The organism is Micromonospora sp. USAFONa4, from assembly GCF_057197825.1.
Genome location: NZ_CM170072.1, coordinates 5,196,821 through 5,212,305, shown reverse-complemented (window position 1 = coordinate 5,212,305; position 15,485 = coordinate 5,196,821). Strand labels below are relative to the sequence as shown.

Here is a 15,485-nt window from a genome sequence, read left to right as displayed (position 1 = left end):
GTAGGGAAGGGCCCCTTCCTGACGCAATGCGTCAGGAAGGGGCCCTTCCCTACACCAACGCCCCCCGCGTTCGCGGTGGTTGCCCCGTCCAGCTTGGATGGAGGTGGCCACCGCGTTCGTCGTTGCGGCCGATACGGTCGGGGTCGGGACAGCGGTAGCGTGCCGTGGCTGGCTACGATCACCCGTTCGCACCCTCGCCTGGAGCTGATCATGTCCTCACCGCCGGTCGATCCCTGGTCCGGGCAGCCGGAGCACGACACCCACTACGACTTCCATCCGCCGCGACCGGACGGCTACCCGGCACCGCCCGCCGATGGTTGGGCCTCCCCGCCGGGCGGGCAGCCGCCGGCGGGTGGCGGCTGGCCCGCCACGCCGCACCCCCACCCCCCGCAGGCCCAGCCGCACCCCGGCCCCACCTCCGCCCAGCCGTACCCGGGACCCACGTCCGCCCAGCCGTACCCGGGACCCACGTCCGCCCAGCCGTACCCGGGACCCACGTCCGCCCAGCCGTACCCGGGGCCCACCTCGGGCCAGCCGCACCCCGGGCCCACGTCCGCCCAGCCGTACCCGGGGCCCACGTCGGGCCAGCCGCACCCCACCCAGCCGTACGGTGGCTATCCCGCGACGCCACAGGGCGGGTTCCCGGCCAGCCCGTACGCCGGCTACCCGCCGCCCCCGCCCGGCGCGGGCCGGCCGGCGAGGCCCCACCAGCTGGTGCTGACCCTCGGCATCGTCGGGCTGCTGGTGCTCTGCCTCGGCGGTGGCGGCGTCGCCTACCTCGCCTACGAGGGCGACCAGGGCACCGACCCCAGGCCCACGCCGACCGCGTCCCCGACCGCGGCGGCGCCGAGCGCCACGCCGAGCGCCGACACCTCGTCCGAAGCCACCCCGTCGCCGGAGTCCAGCGAAGCCCCGCAGATCAGGGTCGTCACGCCGGAGACCCTCGGGGGCCGCCCGAAGAGCACCGAGCCGACCCTGCGGAAGGCCGCCGACGACATGGTCCGCGAGCTGCGGACCTCGGTACGCGGCGAGACCGGCGTCGCGGGTGCCTTCTACGGCAGCGCCGACGAGCGAAACATGGTCATGGTGATCGCCGCCAGCACCTTCGTGCTCAACCCGGAACGGGAGCTCGACGACGCGGTCAAGGGCATCTCGAAGGACCTGGCCGTCAAGCGGTTGACCACCATCGCCCCCGGGCCGCTCGGCGGCCTGGCCAAGTGCGGCGACGGCGAGTCCGCCGGCGTGCCGCTGGGCGTCTGCGCGTGGGCCGACCACGGCAGCGTCGGGCTCATCGTGATGTTCTTCTCCTCGTCGGCAGCCACGGCGGCGGAGTTCGTCGCCTTCCGCAGCCAGATCGAGCAGAAGTACTGACCGGCACCCGCCCGGTGCGCGCCGCCGCCCACGACCGACGCGGGGCGTCGGGCGTGGCCGGGGCCGCACGAATCACCATCTTCCTCGCGCAGACCCGGAGCTGACCGATGTCCTACCCACCCGCCAACTCCTACCCGCCGCCGGACGGCGGGGGCGGCCCGTACGGCTCCTACCCGCCGCCACAGCCCGGCGGATACGGACCGCCACCGTCGCAGGTTGGCGGGTACGGACCGCCACCGGCACAACCCGGCGGGTACGGACCACCGCCCCAGGCCGGCGGATACGGACCGCAGGCCGGCGGGTACGGCCCACCGCCCTCGCAGCCCGGCGGGTACGGGCCGCCGCCGTACGGGGGTGGGGCGGGGGCGTACGGCGGCCCGCCGGCGCCGCGGAAGTCGAACGCCGGCAAGATCGTGCTGATCTCGCTCGCCGTGGTGCTGGTGCTCTGCCTGGGCGGCGCGGCGATCGTCGCCTTCGCCGTCAAGGACGACGTCAAGGAGACCGTCGACGCCACCCGGACCCGGGTCGTCGCGCCGGCCACCCTCGCCGGGCGGCCCAGGGCGACGGACCCGACCCTCCAGGCCGGCGCCCGGGAGCTCGAGGCGGAACTCAACAAGACGATCCCCGGCGCCAGCAGCACCGTCGGCGAGTTCTACGGCACCCTCACCGGCAAGGACCTCGTGATGATCGCCGCCGCGTCCGGCTTGAACCCGGACCCGGTCAAGACGCTCGAGGACACCATCAGGGGCGCGCGCACCAGCGACGTACGGCTGGGCGAGATGAAGACCGTGGATCCGGGACCGCTCGGCGGCGAGGCCAGGTGCGGCGACGCCAAGGCGCAGGACGTGCCGCTCGGCGTCTGCGTGTGGAGCGACAAGGGCAGCGTCGGCATGGTCATCATCTACTTCAAGACGGGCCAGCAGGCCCACGCCGAGTTCGCCACCATCCGGGGACAGGTCGAGCAGAAGTCCTGACCCGTACGGCAGCGCGGGGGCCCGCCCACGACGGTGGACGGGCCCCTTTCGCGTCAGCCCGCCGTGGCGGCCCGCTCGGCGGCGCTGCGCAGCACGCAGAACTCGTTGCCCTCCGGGTCGGCGAGCACCACCCAGCCCGAACCGTCGGGGCGGCGCTGGTCGGCGACCTGGGTGGCACCGATGCCCACCAGGCGCGCGACCTCCTCGTCCCGGGTCCGGTCCGTGGGCTCCAGGTCGAGGTGGAGGCGGTTCTTCACCTCCTTGCCGTCCGGCACCGCGACGAAGAGCACCTCCGGTCCTCCCGGGGGCAGCAGCATGGCCTCCGGGTCGCCGGGGAAGTCGTCCGGCTGGCGGGGGCAGTCGAAGACCTGCGCCCAGAAGCCGGACAGCGCGTACGTGTCGCGGCAGTCGATGCAGACGTTGTGGATCCGTGCGCTCACGGGTGTTCCTCCTCGATGGTCGTACCCGCCCGCTCCGTCGCGCTGACGCCGAGCGCCCGCTCGGCCTCCCGCGCCCGGGTCCGGCCGGCCGGTTCGAGACGGACGCGCGCCCGGTTCTTCACCGACCCGGCCCCGGGGACCTGTGGGAAGAAGACGTGCGGGGTGGTGCCGTCCGGCGCTGGCAGCGCCGCCTCCGGACCGCCGGGGGCGGCGTCGGCGTGCCGGGCGTACCCGGGCACGGCCGGCCAGGAGCCGGAGAGGGCGTAGGTGTCGTGACAGTCGAAACTGCTGTTGTGGATCCGTGGATACACGGAGTTCCTCCGCTGGGGATGAGGCGCCCCGCGTGCGTGAGGGTCAGCCGGCGAGACGGGGCGCGGAGATCATGACGGTGAACATCGACGCACCCCCCTCCGGTTCTCGAGCTGACGCCGTGATCCTTCCATCGGGCCCGTACTCCCCGCAACCCCGGGGTGGCCCGTCACCGCCGGGCGGCCGGCTCCTGGGCGGTGACCGCCGGGGCCGCCTCCGCCGCCGGCAGGGTCACCGTGACCTCCAGCCCGCCACCGGTCTGGGCGACCACCTTCACGGTGCCGCCGTGCGCGTCGCAGACCGCCCGGACGATCGAGAGCCCGAGGCCCGAGCCGCGCGCGCCGGTACGCTCCCGGCCGCCGCGCCGGAACGGCTCGAACAGGCCGGGCACGTCGGCCTGGTCCACCTCGAAACCGGTGTTGCCCACCACCAGCCACGACCGGCACCCGTCCGACCCGGTACGCACCCAGACCCGGCCGTGCAGGTGGTTGTAGCGGATCGCGTTCTCGATCAGGTTGCCGGCCAGCCGGTCCAGCAGCCCGGGGTCGCCGACGACCGGCGCGGACTCCAGCGAGGTCTGCACCCGCAGCTTGATCCGCTCGACCTCCCGGCGTACCGCGGACAGGGCGTTGGCGGTGCCGGCGGCGAGGTCGCACTCGGTGCGGCGGCCCAGCCGGCGGCCCGCCTGGGCCTCGCTGCGGGCGAGCACCAGCAGGGCGTCGACCAGCCCGTTGGCCCGCTCGGAGGCGTCCCGGACCACGGTGGCCATCCGGCGGTACTCGGCGGCGTCCGCCTCGTCGTCGCTCAGCGTCACGTCGATCTCGGTACGCATCACCGCGAGGGGGGTCCGCAGCTCGTGCGAGGCGTTGGCCACGAAGCGCTTCTGGGCCTCGAAGGCGGCGGCGATGCGGTCCAGCATCTCGTCGAAGGTCTCCGCCAGCTCGGCCACCTCGTCGTCGGCGCCCGAGTAGCCGATCCGCTGGTCCAGGGTGGTCTCGCCCAACCGGCGGGCGGTGGCGGTGACCTGGTGCAGCGGGCGCAGCGCCCGGCCGGCGACCGCGTACGCGCCGGCCACCCCGACGACGCTGATCGCCAGCAGCGCCACCAGGCCCTTGACCAGCAGCTCCGCGCTGGCCGCGTCGACCAGTTGACGCTGCCACTGCGCGGCGTCAAGCGACCGGCCGTCCGCCAGCACCACCACGGTGCCGGGCAGCAGCTCGTCGGTCGGGCGCAGCGCGTCGCGGACCAGCAGCCAGGCCAGCAGCACCAGGATCGCGCCCGCGCCGACCAGCAGCACCCCGTTGAGCAGGGTCAGCCGCAGCCGCAGCGTCGGCCGCAGCCGGGCCCGCCGGGTCGCGCCACCAGCCTTCGTCCGCGACTGCGGGGCTCGCAAACCCGGCTCACTCCTCGCGCTCACAGGGCCACCTTCGTTCGCGACTGCGAGGCTCGCAAAACCGGCTCACTCCTCGCGCTCACAGGGCCACCTTCGTTCGCGACTGCGGGGCTCGCAAAACCGGCTCACTCCTCGCGCTCACAGGGCCCCCGCCCCCGCCGTGCGGTAGCCCGCACCGACCACCGTCTCGATCAGCGGCGGGTCGCCGAGCTTCTTGCGCAGCGTCATCACGGTGACCCGGACGATCGTGGTGAACGGATCGGTGTTGGCGTCCCAGACCCGTTCCAGCAGCTCCTCGCTGGAGACCACCGCGCCGCGCGCCTTGAGCAGCTCGCAGAGCACGCCGAACTCCTTGTTGGTCAGGTCGACCGGCTGGCCGCCACGGGTGGCCACCCGGCGGGCCGGGTCGAGGACCAGATCGGCGAGTTCGAGCACCGGCGGCGCGGCCGGGGTGGCCCGCCGGCCGAGCGCCTGCACCCGGGCGACCAGCTCGTCGAAGGCGAACGGCTTCGGCAGGTAGTCGTCCGCGCCGAGCTGCAGCCCCTCCACCCGGTCGGCGACGGTGCCGCTGGCGGTCAGCATCAGCACCCGGGTGAGCGTGCCGGAGGCGGCCAGCTCGGCGCAGATCTGGTCACCGTGCATGCCGGGCAGGTCCCGGTCGAGCACCACCACGTCGTACCGCGTGACGAACGCCATCTCGTGGCCGCTGTCGCCGTCGTAGGCGACGTCCACCGCCATCCCCCGCTTGCGCAGCCCCCGCGCGATCGCGTCGGCGAGGTTGCGCTCGTCCTCGACCACCAGTACCCGCATCCCGGCCTCCTCGCGCCCCTGACCACCCACAACCTAGTGCCGGCAGCCAAACCGCCCCGCACCCGCCGTCCCGGCCCGGCCCCGTTGCAGAAAACCTTCGTCGTACGCAATGCTGCTGGCGGCAACCTTCACGACGGACGGGAAGACGCATGACCGACGCGGCGACGACGATCCGACGGGACGTCACCTACCGGGGCTTCCGCCTTCCCGGCGACGCCGGGCTGGGCAGCCTGTCCGGGCTGCGCGCGGGTGGACGGGGCCTCGAACTGGCCGACCCGGCCGACGGGCTCGACCACACCGACGCCGACGGCCGCACCCGCCGGTACGCGGCCGGCAGCTGGACGTCCCCGCCCGTGCCGGTCGGCTTCGCCGTGCGCGACGTGGTGCCCTCGTGGACCGGGGACACCCCCGGCGACTGCTGGCTGCGGGTGGAGCTGCGGGGCTGGCACGACGACGCGCCGGCCACCGGGTGGTACGTCCTCGCCGACTGGGCGGCCGACGACCACGCGATCCGCCGGACGTCCGTGCCCGGGCAGCGCGACGCCGACGCCCGGGTGGACACGGACACGCTGGTGGTGACGGGCGCGACCGTCACCGGCTGGCAGATCCGGGTGACCCTGCTCCGGCCCGAGGACGCCGACGCGACCCCGGTGCTGCGCGCGGTCGGGGCGGTCGCCGCGGGCCCGCGCCCGACGGCAGCGGCCGGGGCGTCCCGGCCCACCGCAGCGGGCTCCCCGCCGGTGGCGGCCGGGCCCGCCCCGGTCACCGGGTCCGGGTCCCGCGCCCCGGTTCCCACCCCTGTGGGTGGGTCCGCCGCGACGGCGCCGGCCGCCTGGGGCACGGTGCTGGACGTGCCGCGCTACTCGCAGCGGCTGCACGCCGGCACCCACCCGCAGTGGGGTGGCGGCGGGGACGCCTGGTGCAGCCCCACCTGCACCTCGATGGTGCTGGCCTTCTGGGACGCCGCCCCGGCCCCGACCCGGTACGCCTGGGTGGCTCCGGCCGGCCCTCGCCCGGTGGTGGTGCACGCCGCGCGACACTGCTATGACCACGCCTTCGCCGGGGCCGGCAACTGGCCGTTCAACACCGCGTACGCGGGCCTGCACGGGGTGGACGCCTTCGTCACCCGGCTGCGGTCGCTGGCCGAGGCGGAGGCGTTCGTGGCCACCGGCATCCCGCTGATCGTCTCCGCCGCGTTCAAGTCGGGCGAGGTGCCCGGGTTGGACTACGACACCGCCGGGCACCTGATGGTGCTGGTGGGCTTCACCGCCACGGGCGCGCCGGTGCTCAACGACCCGTACGCCCCGGACGACGACGCGGTGCGCCGGATCGTCGACCGGGACCGGTTCGAGGCCGCCTGGCAGGGTGGCAGCGGCGGGGTGGCGTACGTGCTCCGGCCGCCCGGCGTGCCGCTCCCCCCGGCGCCGGAGCAGCCCAACTGGTGACCCCTGTCGTCCGGGGCCTCGAATTGGGTCCACGCTATGCGCTCGACCATCGCGATCTGGTCAACGAGATCAAGGCGGACACGCTCGCGCTGAAGCCGCTAGAGCTCACGCTGGTGCAACCGTCCAGCATGGCCGCCGGTTCGCCATCCCGCATGCGCCGCACTCTTCGCCGGCCGTACACGGCGTAGGAGTGCGGCGAGCTCAGCCGGGCAGCCGCCACACACCGTAGTCGCCGCTGCGCCCCCGGCACAGCACCATCGTGTCGCTCCCCTGGCAGTCCCCGGTGGCGTCCCGCAGCACGTCGAGCACCCGGGCCCGGCCGGCGACGACGTCCAGCTCGCCGATCACCAGACCGCCCCCGGAGGCGGCCGGCCGGACGGCGAGCAGCCGGTCGTCGACATGCCGCGCGATCAGCTGCCACGTGCCGAGGTCGGCCAGTTCCCGACCGGTCGCCGCGTCGAGCACGGCGAAGCGCTCCCCGACCGGCCCGGGCTCCATCGCGAGCAGCCGCCCACTTTGGTGGTGGGACAACCCCGCCCACGGGCCCCCGCTCCACCGCGGGTCGCCGGTGGCCGGGTCGAGGACGCTGAACCCGCCGGTCCGCCCGTTGGCGCAGAGGACCTCGCCGCAGTCCTCGACGTGCTCCACCTGCGGCAGGTGCCTCTCCCAACTCGGCCGCAGACCATCCAGCCCGTACGCCGCCACCATGCCGTCTTTCGGCCGCAGGGCCAGCAGCAGGCCGTTGGCCACCGTCGCGTACCCAAAGCCGGGCAGCTCGCCCAGGCGAAGGTCCGCGGCGTGCAGCACGTCGCCGGAACGGACGTCGCGCACCTCAACCCGCCCCTGCGGCGAGGTGAGCACGATGCGGTCGACCCGCCCGCCACGGATGCTGTACATCGCGCCGTCGCGCGACGTGGGCAGCGTCCAGACGGCTCGGCCGGAGGCCGGTTCCACCGACCGCACCGCGCCGCCGTCCTCTCCGCCGCTCTGCAGCAGCAGCGTCCCGGCCGAGTCCCACCACGGATAGCCCGGCTGACGCCAGCGCTCGCGGCCAGTCCCGGTGTCGAGCGCGATCGTCTGGCCTTGGTCCTGTTCACCGGTGACCGCGAAAAGCACCACGCCCCGCCCGCTCCGGGCCTGCCAGAACCGCCCTGCCGCCGGCACCAGGGCGCGCCACACCGGGGCCGCGGGACGGCTCTCTGCCGGCCTCCGCCCGGGCAGGGCGTAGGCGCGTACCTCGGCGGTGCCGACGGCGTGCCCCTCCGCCGGTTCGACGACGTAGAGTCGGTCGGCGTGGAGGAACGCCTGCGACCCCACGGCCGCCGGCACCACGACCGAGCCGCGTTGCGGCGTCGGTGCCGCACCGCCCACCGTCGCCACGACCAGCGCGAGCGCCAACGCGACCCGCACCGGGCGACCGACGGCGCGCGGCGGGCGGGGCGGCGGCGCCTCGCGGCCCGGCTCGTCGCGCACCTCGCCGAGGTCGATGAGCGTCACGCCCGCCCCTTCCGGTCGCGGTCACCGGGCAGTTCCCACACGCCCAACCCACCGTCCTCGCGCCGGCACGCGACGAACGACCCGCGAGCGCCGCACTCCCCCACCACGCCGCGCAGCGCCGCCAGCACCCGCACGCCCTCCCCACGCTCGTCGATCCGGCCGACCAGGTACCGCCCGTCGCGCTGCCGGCGGTGCACGGTCGTCGCATCGGCCGAGAGCCATGGGGCGCCGGCCCGCCAGCGGCCCAGTTGCCGCACCGGCCGGCCGGTCGCCGCGTCGAGAAGCACGTGCTCCGTGGCACCACCGGAGGAGCGCCGGACGGCCAGCAGCCGGCCCTCGACGGCGACCGGCCCCAGCGCCGCGTTCTCGCTCCGCCATCGCAGGGCGCCGGTGGCGGGATCGAGCAGCCGGATGGCGGGCGACCCGTCGTCGACACAGATCAGGACGCCGCAGTCGTAGACCTCCGGCCGGTCGGCCGGGCCGCGGGGCACGCTCCACCGCCGGCGCAGGCCGGGGATCTCGTGGCCGCTGAGGGCGCCGCTGGCGTCGGTGAGCAGCACCAGCTCCTCCGTCACCGTCAGTACGCGGGAGCGGTCGGGCACGGCGGTCGCGGCGCGCGCCGCGCCCGTGTCGGGGTCGCGCAGCTCCAGCCGCCCGCCGGCGAGCACCGTCACCAGGCTTATCCACTGGTCCCGCCGCGACAGGTGGGCGTCCTCGAAGGCCAGCGGCTGCGACCACCGGACGGCACCGGTGGCGGGGTCCACCGAGCGCAGCACCGACGCGCCCGATCCGGCGAAGCCCGACAGCAGCAGGTGCCCGGCCGACGTGGCGCCGCGCAACTGCCCCTCGCCCCGCCAGCGCACCCCGCCGTCGGCGAGGGAGAGCCCGACCACCTCGGAAGCCGTCCGGTCCCCGGCCAGGCCGACCGCCAGCAGGTCGCCGGCCCGGACGGCGTGGAACACCCGCCCCGGCGCGGGCAACGGCACCCGCCACAGGGGACGGCCGGAGGGCAGCCGGTGGGCGGCCAGCCGCGACACCGGGTCCCCGTCGGCCACCGTGCCGGGGCCCGACGGCTCCGCCACCAGCAGGACCCCGTCGACGAACAGGAGACTCGCGTCCGGGCCGGCCGGGACCGTGACGCCCGGCGGTTGCGCGGGCCACGGCGCGGCGGCCGCCGACGTCACCAGGCAGAGCAGGGCGACCAGGGCCGGGGCCCAGCGGCGGAGGAACCGGCCCGGACCGGGCCCGACGGCCCCGTCGACGTCCCGTCGCTCGCCCAGGTCGATGACCGTCACGTGGCGTCCTCCCCGTCACACCGTGGCCTCCGGCGGACCGGCAAATCGGCCGTGGGGACACCGGCCCGGCAAAAGCGACGCCGGAGCGCCTGTACGATGGCGCGTCGTGGCTGTGCCGGTGGTAGACCCCTCGCTGAACTCCGTCTCCGAGCCCGTCGCGGCCGAGCCGACGCGCCGGCCCCGGCGCAGGCCCTCCCGCGCCGACGTACTGGCCATCGGAGCCTATGTCCTGCTCGGCGTTTTCGTGTGCCTGAACTACTGGGTCGACGTGCAGAACCGGGTGTCGTCGCACCTGCCCACCGACCACAGCTGGTTCGAGTGGCTCTTCTCGCACGGCGCGTACTCGGTGCGGCACCTGGAGAACCCGCTGTTCACGGAGCGGCAGAACGCCCCGGACGGGGTGAACATGATGGCGAACACCTCGCTGCTCGGGGTGACGCTGCCGCTGGCGCCGCTGACCATGCTCCTCGGCCCGCAGGTCATGTACGCCCTCTACCTGGGCGGCGCGCTGGCCGCGACGGCCGGCACGTCGTACTGGATGCTGTCGCGGCACCTGGTGCGCTCGCGCGCGGCGGCCTTCGTCGGCGGCGCGTTCCTCGGCTTCGCGCCGGGCATCGTGCACCACGCCAACGGCCAGCCCAACTTCGTCTCGAACTTCCTGCTGCCGCTGATCGTGGTGCGGGTGCTCCGGCTCGGCGAGCCCGGCCGGTGGCGCCGCAACGGGATCGTGCTCGGCCTGCTGGTGGCGTACCAGATCTTCATCAACGAGGAGATGCTGCTGCTCACCGCGCTGGCCTGCCTGGTCGTCGTGGTCGCGTACGCGATCATGCGGCCGGCGCGGACGCGGGCGGTGGCCGGCACCTTCGCCGCCGCACTCGGCGTGGGCGGCGCTCTGGCGCTGCTGCTGACGGCCTACCCGATCTGGTTCCAGTTCAACGGCCCGCAGTCCTACCGGGGGTTGCAGGGCGGGGTGTTCCACAGCTGGGGCGAGGACCTGGCCGCCTTCGTCACCTTCGCCCGCGACACCGTGGCCGGCGACGAGGCGGTGGAGAAGACCATCGGGCTGACCGAGCAGAACACGTGGTTCGGCTGGCCGCTGGTGCTGCTGTCGCTGGTGGCGCTGGTGCTGCTGGTCCGCCGCTCGCTCGCCGCCCGCATCCTCGCGGTGCTGGTGGTGGTCTTCACGGTGGCCTCGATCGGCCCGAAGGTGCGGATCAACGGGGTGGAGACGGAGACGGACGGCCCGTGGGCCTACATCTCCGACGACCTGCCGCTGGTCGAGATGATGATGCCGACCCGGCTGGCCCTGGTGGTGGCGGCGGCGCTCGGCGTGCTGCTCGCCCTGGCCTGGGACACCGTCGCCGGCGGCGGCCGCCCGCCGGTGCCGGCCCCCCGCGCCGGCTCCGACGGCGACGACCGCGCGGCCGGTGCCGACGCCGCCGGGCCGCGCCGCCGCTGGCTCCGGCCGGTCGGGTACGCGGCCGTCGCGCTCGCCGTGCTGCCGCTGTTCCCGCGTCCGCTGCCCGCGGAGCCCGTCGACCCGCCGCCGCACTTCATCACCGCCGGCGGCTGGCGCCCGTACGTGCCGGAGGGCCGGACCCTGGTGCCGGTGCCGATCCCCAGCAACGTGCATGGCCTGCCCACGCTGCGCTGGAGCGCGCTGACGCAGCACGCGTTCCCGATCCCGGGCGGCTACTTCATCGGGCCGAACGAGCTTGGCGAGGGCGTCTTCGGCGCGCCCAACCGTCCGACCAGCACCCTGATCTACTCCACGATGGACAAGAACGCGGTCCCCGCGCTGACGGAGGAGAACCGCCGCCAGGCCGTCGAGGACCTGCGCTTCTGGCGCGCGTCCGTGGTGGTCCTCGGCGCGCATCCCCGCGAGGCGGTCCTGCGCGAGCTGATGACCGCGCTGATCGGCCCGCCCCAGCGCGTCAACGACGTGTGGCTCTGGGACGTCCGGCCGCTCGTCGGCTGAGCCGGCGACCGTCGAGGCTCAGCCCGTCGCCGGGCGACCGGCGGGCGGGGCTGAGCCGTCAGCCCACCAGCGGGCGGACGTCCCAGACGTGGGCGCCGGCCACCTCCCGGCCGGGCCCGAGCAGCGCGTCGAGCGTACGGCGCACCGGCTCGCCGTGGTGCAGTCCACCCTGCACCACCAGGGCGGCACGCCAGTGCCGCAGGTCCTCGACCGCCTGCTGGCGGTGCTCGTCGGTGACCACCGGCACCTCGCCGGTCTCGGCCACCCGGCGCAGCAGTTCGGCGGTGGGGCGGTCCGGGGCGCCCCACCGGGCGGCCGGGTCGTCGGCGCTCCGGGGGCCGATGAAGTAGCCGCCCGGGGCCGGGAAGGCCAGCCCGGTGCGGGCCGACCAGAGCATCGCCGGGCTGAGTCCCGCGCCGGTCACCGGCGGTACCGGAACCAGGGTCCGGCCCGGCGGGACGTGGGGCCGCCAGCCGCCCTCGGCCACGAACGCCGGCACGGGCCAGGCCGGCACGGTCCGGATCGGGGTGGGGATCAGCGGCAGCAGCGCGGCGGCCACCGCCCCGCCCCAGAGCAGCCGCACCGGCACGGCACCCACCCGGGCCTCGGCCCCGGCCTCGGGGCGCAGCCGGTCCAGGGAGAGGGCGAGCAGGATGCCCAGCACCGGGACGCAGACCAGCGGGAAACGCGCCGGCACCGCGTGGTCGAGCAGCGGCAGCTCGGCGACCAGCCGGTACGGCCCGGGGATGCCGGTGGACGTGCCGTCCAGGCGGACCTGCTCGCCCAGCGAGAGCAGCGCGAAGAGCAGCCCGCAGGCGGCCAGCGCGCGCACCAGCGGCCGGCGCCACAGCCAGATCACGATCACCACGGCGAGCACCAGCAGCCCCGGGCCGAAGAAGGAGTTCTCCTCGGTGGGGTTCGGCGCGAGCAGGCCGGGCAGGTGGTCGTCGCCGAGCACCGTCTGCCGCGCCGAGGCGGTGAACGACGCGGCGTCGAGCTGGTAGCCGTACGCGTGGAAGGGCATCCCCCGGTAGTGGCCCGGGCCGAAGAACTGGAACCACAGCGGGTACGCCAGCAGCGGCAGCGCCACCGCCACCCCGACCGCGAGGCGGCCGAGCAGCGCCGGTGCCCGCCGACGCGCGCTCTCCCGGTCGGCCGCCGCGTACGCCAGCGCGAACGTCCCGGCGGCGAGGACCAGGAAGACCAGCACCTCCTCCCCGAGGAAGATCTGGTACGCCACCAGCAGCCCGAGCAGCGTCCCGTGCCGCCACACCCGGCGCGGGTCCGGGTGGAACACCAGCGCCAGGATCACCGGCACCAGGAACTGCGCCGCCATGTGCAGGTGCGCCCCGGCCTGCGCGACCATGCCGGGGGCGAAGCCGCAGAAGAGCCCGCCGACGGCCGCCGCCGCCCGGGAGCCGACGAGCCGGCGGCGCAGCACCGCGTACCAGGCGGTCGCCGTGCCGGCGAGGCAGCAGACCACGGCCACCAGGAACGCGACCTGCGAGCCGAAGAGCAGGGTGACCGGCGTCAGCGGCACGCCCAGGCCCAGCACCGAGGTGTTGGCCATCAGGTTCACCCCGTCCGGGGCGTTCAGCTCCCCGCTGTACAGCGGGTTCTCCAGGCCCGTCACCGCCCGGGCCGCGCGGGCCAGCATCCACTCGAAGAGGACCTGGTCCCCGGCCTGGTGGAACAGCCGCCCCGGGCGACCCCACTGGCCGAGGGTCAGCAGCACCGCCAGGGCGAGGTAGCCGGCGACGACCAGCGCGTCCGGCGCGCGCACCGGCAGCCTGCGGGACCGCCGGGCGGGTGCCGCCCCGGCGGTGCCGGTCGCCGCCGGGGCGGTCATCAGGTCGGCTGGTCGGTCAGCGCCCGGACGTCCCAGACCCAGACGTCCAGCTCCCGGCGGCCGGGACCGACCAACTGCTCGACGGTGCGCCGCAGCTGCTCGGAGTGGTGCTGGCCGACCGGGAGCACCAGGATGGCCGCCCGCCAGTGCCGCAGCTCGTCGAGCGAGCGGCGGCGCTGCCGGTCGTCCAGCTTCGGGATGCGGCCGGTCGAGGCGACCTCCTCCAGCAGCCGCCCGACGCCGCTGGGCCGGCCGCCGAAGCGGCCGGGGTCGCCGGTGTTGCCGTTGCGCGGCGCCAGGAAGTAGCCACCGGGGATCTTGAAGTCGAGGTTGGTGGAGGCGGCCCAGCGCATGCCGTGGGTGTGTCCCATGTTCGGCACCGGGATCGGCACCAGCGTCTGGTCCGGACCGACGTAGCCGCGCCACCGGTCGGCGGTGATGAAGTCCGGTACGGGCGGGCGGGAGGTCACCTTCAGCGGCATCGGCGCGATCGGCAGCAGCGCGAGGACGAGCCCGGCCACGGTGAGCGTACGCAGCGTGCGCCGCTCGACCGGCAGCGTCCGGGAGCGCTCGACGGCGAGCGCCAGCAGGATGCCCACCACCACGCTGGTGATCAGGCCGAAGCGGGTGGGCACCACCGCGTCGAGCAGGGGCAGCCGGACCAGCCACTCCCAGGGCCCGGTGAACAGCTCCCGGTGCCACCAGGACACCCGCTCGCCGAGGGAGAGCACCGCGAAGAACGCCCCGGTCGCGGCGAGCGCCCGGACCAGCATCTCCCGGCGCAGCCAGGCCACGATGCCGACGGCCATCAGGGCGAGGCTCCAACCGAAGAAGGCGTTCTCCTCCGAGTAGTTCGGCGCGAGGTTGACGTTGGCGCGCTCGTCGCCGCCGATCGTCGGCGAGCCGGGCGCGAAGAAGGCCGCGATGTCGTTGCCGTAGTCGCGGACCGCGTCGCTCAGGCCGTGGTACGCCATCGGCCCGGCGAACTGGACGTAGAGCGGGTACGCCAGCAGCGACCCGGCGAGCACGGTGCAGATCGCGAGGGCCTTGGCCAGCGGTCGCCACGCCGCCGACCAGAGCCCGGGCCGCTGGGCGAGCACGGCGAGCAGGAACACCCCGCAGGCGAGGGCCGTGAAGAGCAGGATCTCCTCGTTGATGAACGCCTGGGCGGTGACCATCAGGGCGAGCAGCACGCCATCGCGCCACGGCCGCCGGGACCGGGTGATGACCAGCACCCGCCAGACGATGAACGGCAGCAGGAACTGCGAGATGATGTTGGGGTGCCAGTTGGCGTGCGACAGCATCGCCGGCGAGAACCCGCAGAACCAGCCGCCGACGGCCGCCGCCAGCGGGCTGCGCACGACGTGCCGGGAGAGCACGAAGTACCAGGCCGAGGCCGTGCCGGCGAGCGCGAGCGTGACCAGCACCACGAAGGTCACGGCCGGCCCGAAGAGCAGCGTCACCGGCACCATCGGGATGCCCAGCGCGAGGATGGCCGTGTTGGCCATCAGGTTGACGCCGTCGGGGTAGTTGAACTGCTCGGTGAAGAACGGGAACTCGCCGTGCAGCACCACGCGTACCGAGTGGGCGAGGAAGAACTGCACCTGGGCCGGGTCGCTGCTGTAGAGCGAGGCCACCCGGCCGGCCGGGTCCACCCAGATCTGGCTGGTGACCCACACCGCGGCGAGCAGGAACAGGCCGAAGACCGTGAGGTCCTGCCGTCGCCGGGTCCACCGTCGGGGCCGGGCCGCGCCGTCCGCCCCGCCGGCGGGGGCGGTGGCGTCGGTCGCTTCGGTGGTGGCCACGGCCGCGCCGGGGGCGTCGGCCTCGTCGGCGCGGGCGGCCCCGCCCGGCGTACGGTCACCGGCGCCGCCGCCCACGGGCGGCGCCACGGGTTCGGACGCGGGGGCCGCGGCGGCGTCGGATTCCGACCAGGATTCGGCGCGGGTCTCGGCAGGCGTCACAGTCGGCGGAGTCTACCCGAGCGGGACATTCACCCTGAAACCACGGCAGTGTCCTCTGTGGTCGGCGTCGCCCACCGCCCGCGACCTGCGCACGGAAGGTGGGCGAGGTGGCGCGTCCCGGTGATCCGACATCTCGTACTATGGCGCTTTCCGTTGAACG

At 75.1% G+C, this 15,485-nt stretch carries 13 protein-coding genes; 5 read left to right on the top strand and 8 right to left on the bottom strand.

The features are described 5' to 3' along the window. Positions 1 to 210 precede the first annotated feature (210 nt). Positions 211 to 1,371, top strand: coding sequence for a hypothetical protein (locus AC0OO9_RS23000; protein WP_484512268.1), 1,161 nt, complete (start codon positions 211 to 213; stop codon positions 1,369 to 1,371). A 107-nt stretch (positions 1,372 to 1,478) separates the two neighbouring features. Beyond that, a complete protein-coding gene (locus tag AC0OO9_RS22995) occupies positions 1,479 to 2,345 on the top strand; it encodes a hypothetical protein (RefSeq protein ID WP_484512266.1) in 867 nt (288 codons plus the stop codon). A gap of 53 nt (positions 2,346 to 2,398) precedes the next feature. On the opposite strand, the gene AC0OO9_RS22990 is transcribed toward AC0OO9_RS22995, so the two are convergent. The 4 genes from AC0OO9_RS22990 to AC0OO9_RS22975 form a co-directional block, all read right to left on the bottom strand. After that, entirely contained in the window at positions 2,399 to 2,785 is a 387-nt protein-coding gene (locus AC0OO9_RS22990; protein ID WP_151452467.1) for a VOC family protein, read from the bottom strand. Further along, on the bottom strand, positions 2,782 to 3,096 hold the full coding sequence (locus AC0OO9_RS22985; RefSeq protein WP_484512264.1) for a VOC family protein: 315 nt from the start codon (positions 3,094 to 3,096) through the stop codon (positions 2,782 to 2,784). Before AC0OO9_RS22985 ends, AC0OO9_RS22990 begins: the two co-directional genes overlap by 4 nt. Before the next feature lie 167 nt (positions 3,097 to 3,263). After that, positions 3,264 to 4,487, bottom strand: coding sequence for a sensor histidine kinase (locus AC0OO9_RS22980; protein ID WP_484512263.1), 1,224 nt, complete (start codon positions 4,485 to 4,487; stop codon positions 3,264 to 3,266). Positions 4,488 to 4,625: 138 nt separating this feature from the next. Continuing rightward, positions 4,626 to 5,297 carry a response regulator transcription factor gene (locus AC0OO9_RS22975; protein WP_484512261.1) on the bottom strand — a complete coding sequence of 224 codons (672 nt, stop codon included), beginning with the start codon at positions 5,295 to 5,297 and terminating at the stop codon, positions 4,626 to 4,628. Positions 5,298 to 5,446: 149 nt separating this feature from the next. Between AC0OO9_RS22975 and AC0OO9_RS22970 the strand changes: the two genes are divergently transcribed. Both AC0OO9_RS22970 and AC0OO9_RS22965 read left to right on the top strand, forming a co-directional pair. Next, positions 5,447 to 6,742 carry a peptidase C39 family protein gene (locus tag AC0OO9_RS22970; protein WP_484512259.1) on the top strand — a complete coding sequence of 432 codons (1,296 nt, stop codon included), beginning with the start codon at positions 5,447 to 5,449 and terminating at the stop codon, positions 6,740 to 6,742. After that, positions 6,739 to 6,930 carry a hypothetical protein gene (locus tag AC0OO9_RS22965; RefSeq protein WP_484512257.1) on the top strand — a complete coding sequence of 64 codons (192 nt, stop codon included), beginning with the start codon at positions 6,739 to 6,741 and terminating at the stop codon, positions 6,928 to 6,930. The genes AC0OO9_RS22970 and AC0OO9_RS22965 overlap by 4 nt, the downstream gene beginning before the upstream one ends. Positions 6,931 to 6,943: 13 nt before the next feature. On the opposite strand, the gene AC0OO9_RS22960 is transcribed toward AC0OO9_RS22965, so the two are convergent. Continuing rightward, entirely contained in the window at positions 6,944 to 8,239 is a 1,296-nt protein-coding gene (locus AC0OO9_RS22960) for a hypothetical protein (protein WP_484512255.1), read from the bottom strand. Then, positions 8,236 to 9,534 carry an outer membrane protein assembly factor BamB family protein gene (locus AC0OO9_RS22955; RefSeq protein ID WP_484512253.1) on the bottom strand — a complete coding sequence of 433 codons (1,299 nt, stop codon included), beginning with the start codon at positions 9,532 to 9,534 and terminating at the stop codon, positions 8,236 to 8,238. The genes AC0OO9_RS22960 and AC0OO9_RS22955 overlap by 4 nt, the downstream gene beginning before the upstream one ends. A gap of 106 nt (positions 9,535 to 9,640) precedes the next feature. Between AC0OO9_RS22955 and AC0OO9_RS22950 the strand changes: the two genes are divergently transcribed. Further along, a complete protein-coding gene (locus tag AC0OO9_RS22950; protein ID WP_484512251.1) occupies positions 9,641 to 11,512 on the top strand; it encodes a DUF6311 domain-containing protein in 1,872 nt (623 codons plus the stop codon). Between the two features lie 58 nt (positions 11,513 to 11,570). On the opposite strand, the gene AC0OO9_RS22945 is transcribed toward AC0OO9_RS22950, so the two are convergent. Together AC0OO9_RS22945 and AC0OO9_RS22940 are read right to left on the bottom strand one after the other, a co-directional pair. Beyond that, positions 11,571 to 13,361 carry a DUF6311 domain-containing protein gene (locus AC0OO9_RS22945; protein ID WP_484512249.1) on the bottom strand — a complete coding sequence of 597 codons (1,791 nt, stop codon included), beginning with the start codon at positions 13,359 to 13,361 and terminating at the stop codon, positions 11,571 to 11,573. Beyond that, positions 13,361 to 15,325, bottom strand: coding sequence for a DUF6311 domain-containing protein (locus tag AC0OO9_RS22940; RefSeq protein ID WP_484512247.1), 1,965 nt, complete (start codon positions 15,323 to 15,325; stop codon positions 13,361 to 13,363). The genes AC0OO9_RS22945 and AC0OO9_RS22940 overlap by 1 nt, the downstream gene beginning before the upstream one ends. Positions 15,326 to 15,485 lie beyond the last annotated feature (160 nt).

Excerpts from the sequence above, each read along its gene's own strand:
- AC0OO9_RS23000 (WP_484512268.1), top strand. The coding sequence starts at position 211 with ATGTCCTCACCGCCGGTCGATCCCTGGTCCGGGCAGCCGGAGCACGAC.
- AC0OO9_RS22995 (WP_484512266.1), top strand. The coding sequence starts at position 1,479 with ATGTCCTACCCACCCGCCAACTCCTACCCGCCGCCGGACGGCGGGGGC.
- AC0OO9_RS22975 (WP_484512261.1), bottom strand. The coding sequence starts at position 5,297 with ATGCGGGTACTGGTGGTCGAGGACGAGCGCAACCTCGCCGACGCGATC.
- AC0OO9_RS22970 (WP_484512259.1), top strand. The coding sequence starts at position 5,447 with ATGACCGACGCGGCGACGACGATCCGACGGGACGTCACCTACCGGGGC.
- AC0OO9_RS22945 (WP_484512249.1), bottom strand. The coding sequence starts at position 13,361 with ATGACCGCCCCGGCGGCGACCGGCACCGCCGGGGCGGCACCCGCCCGG.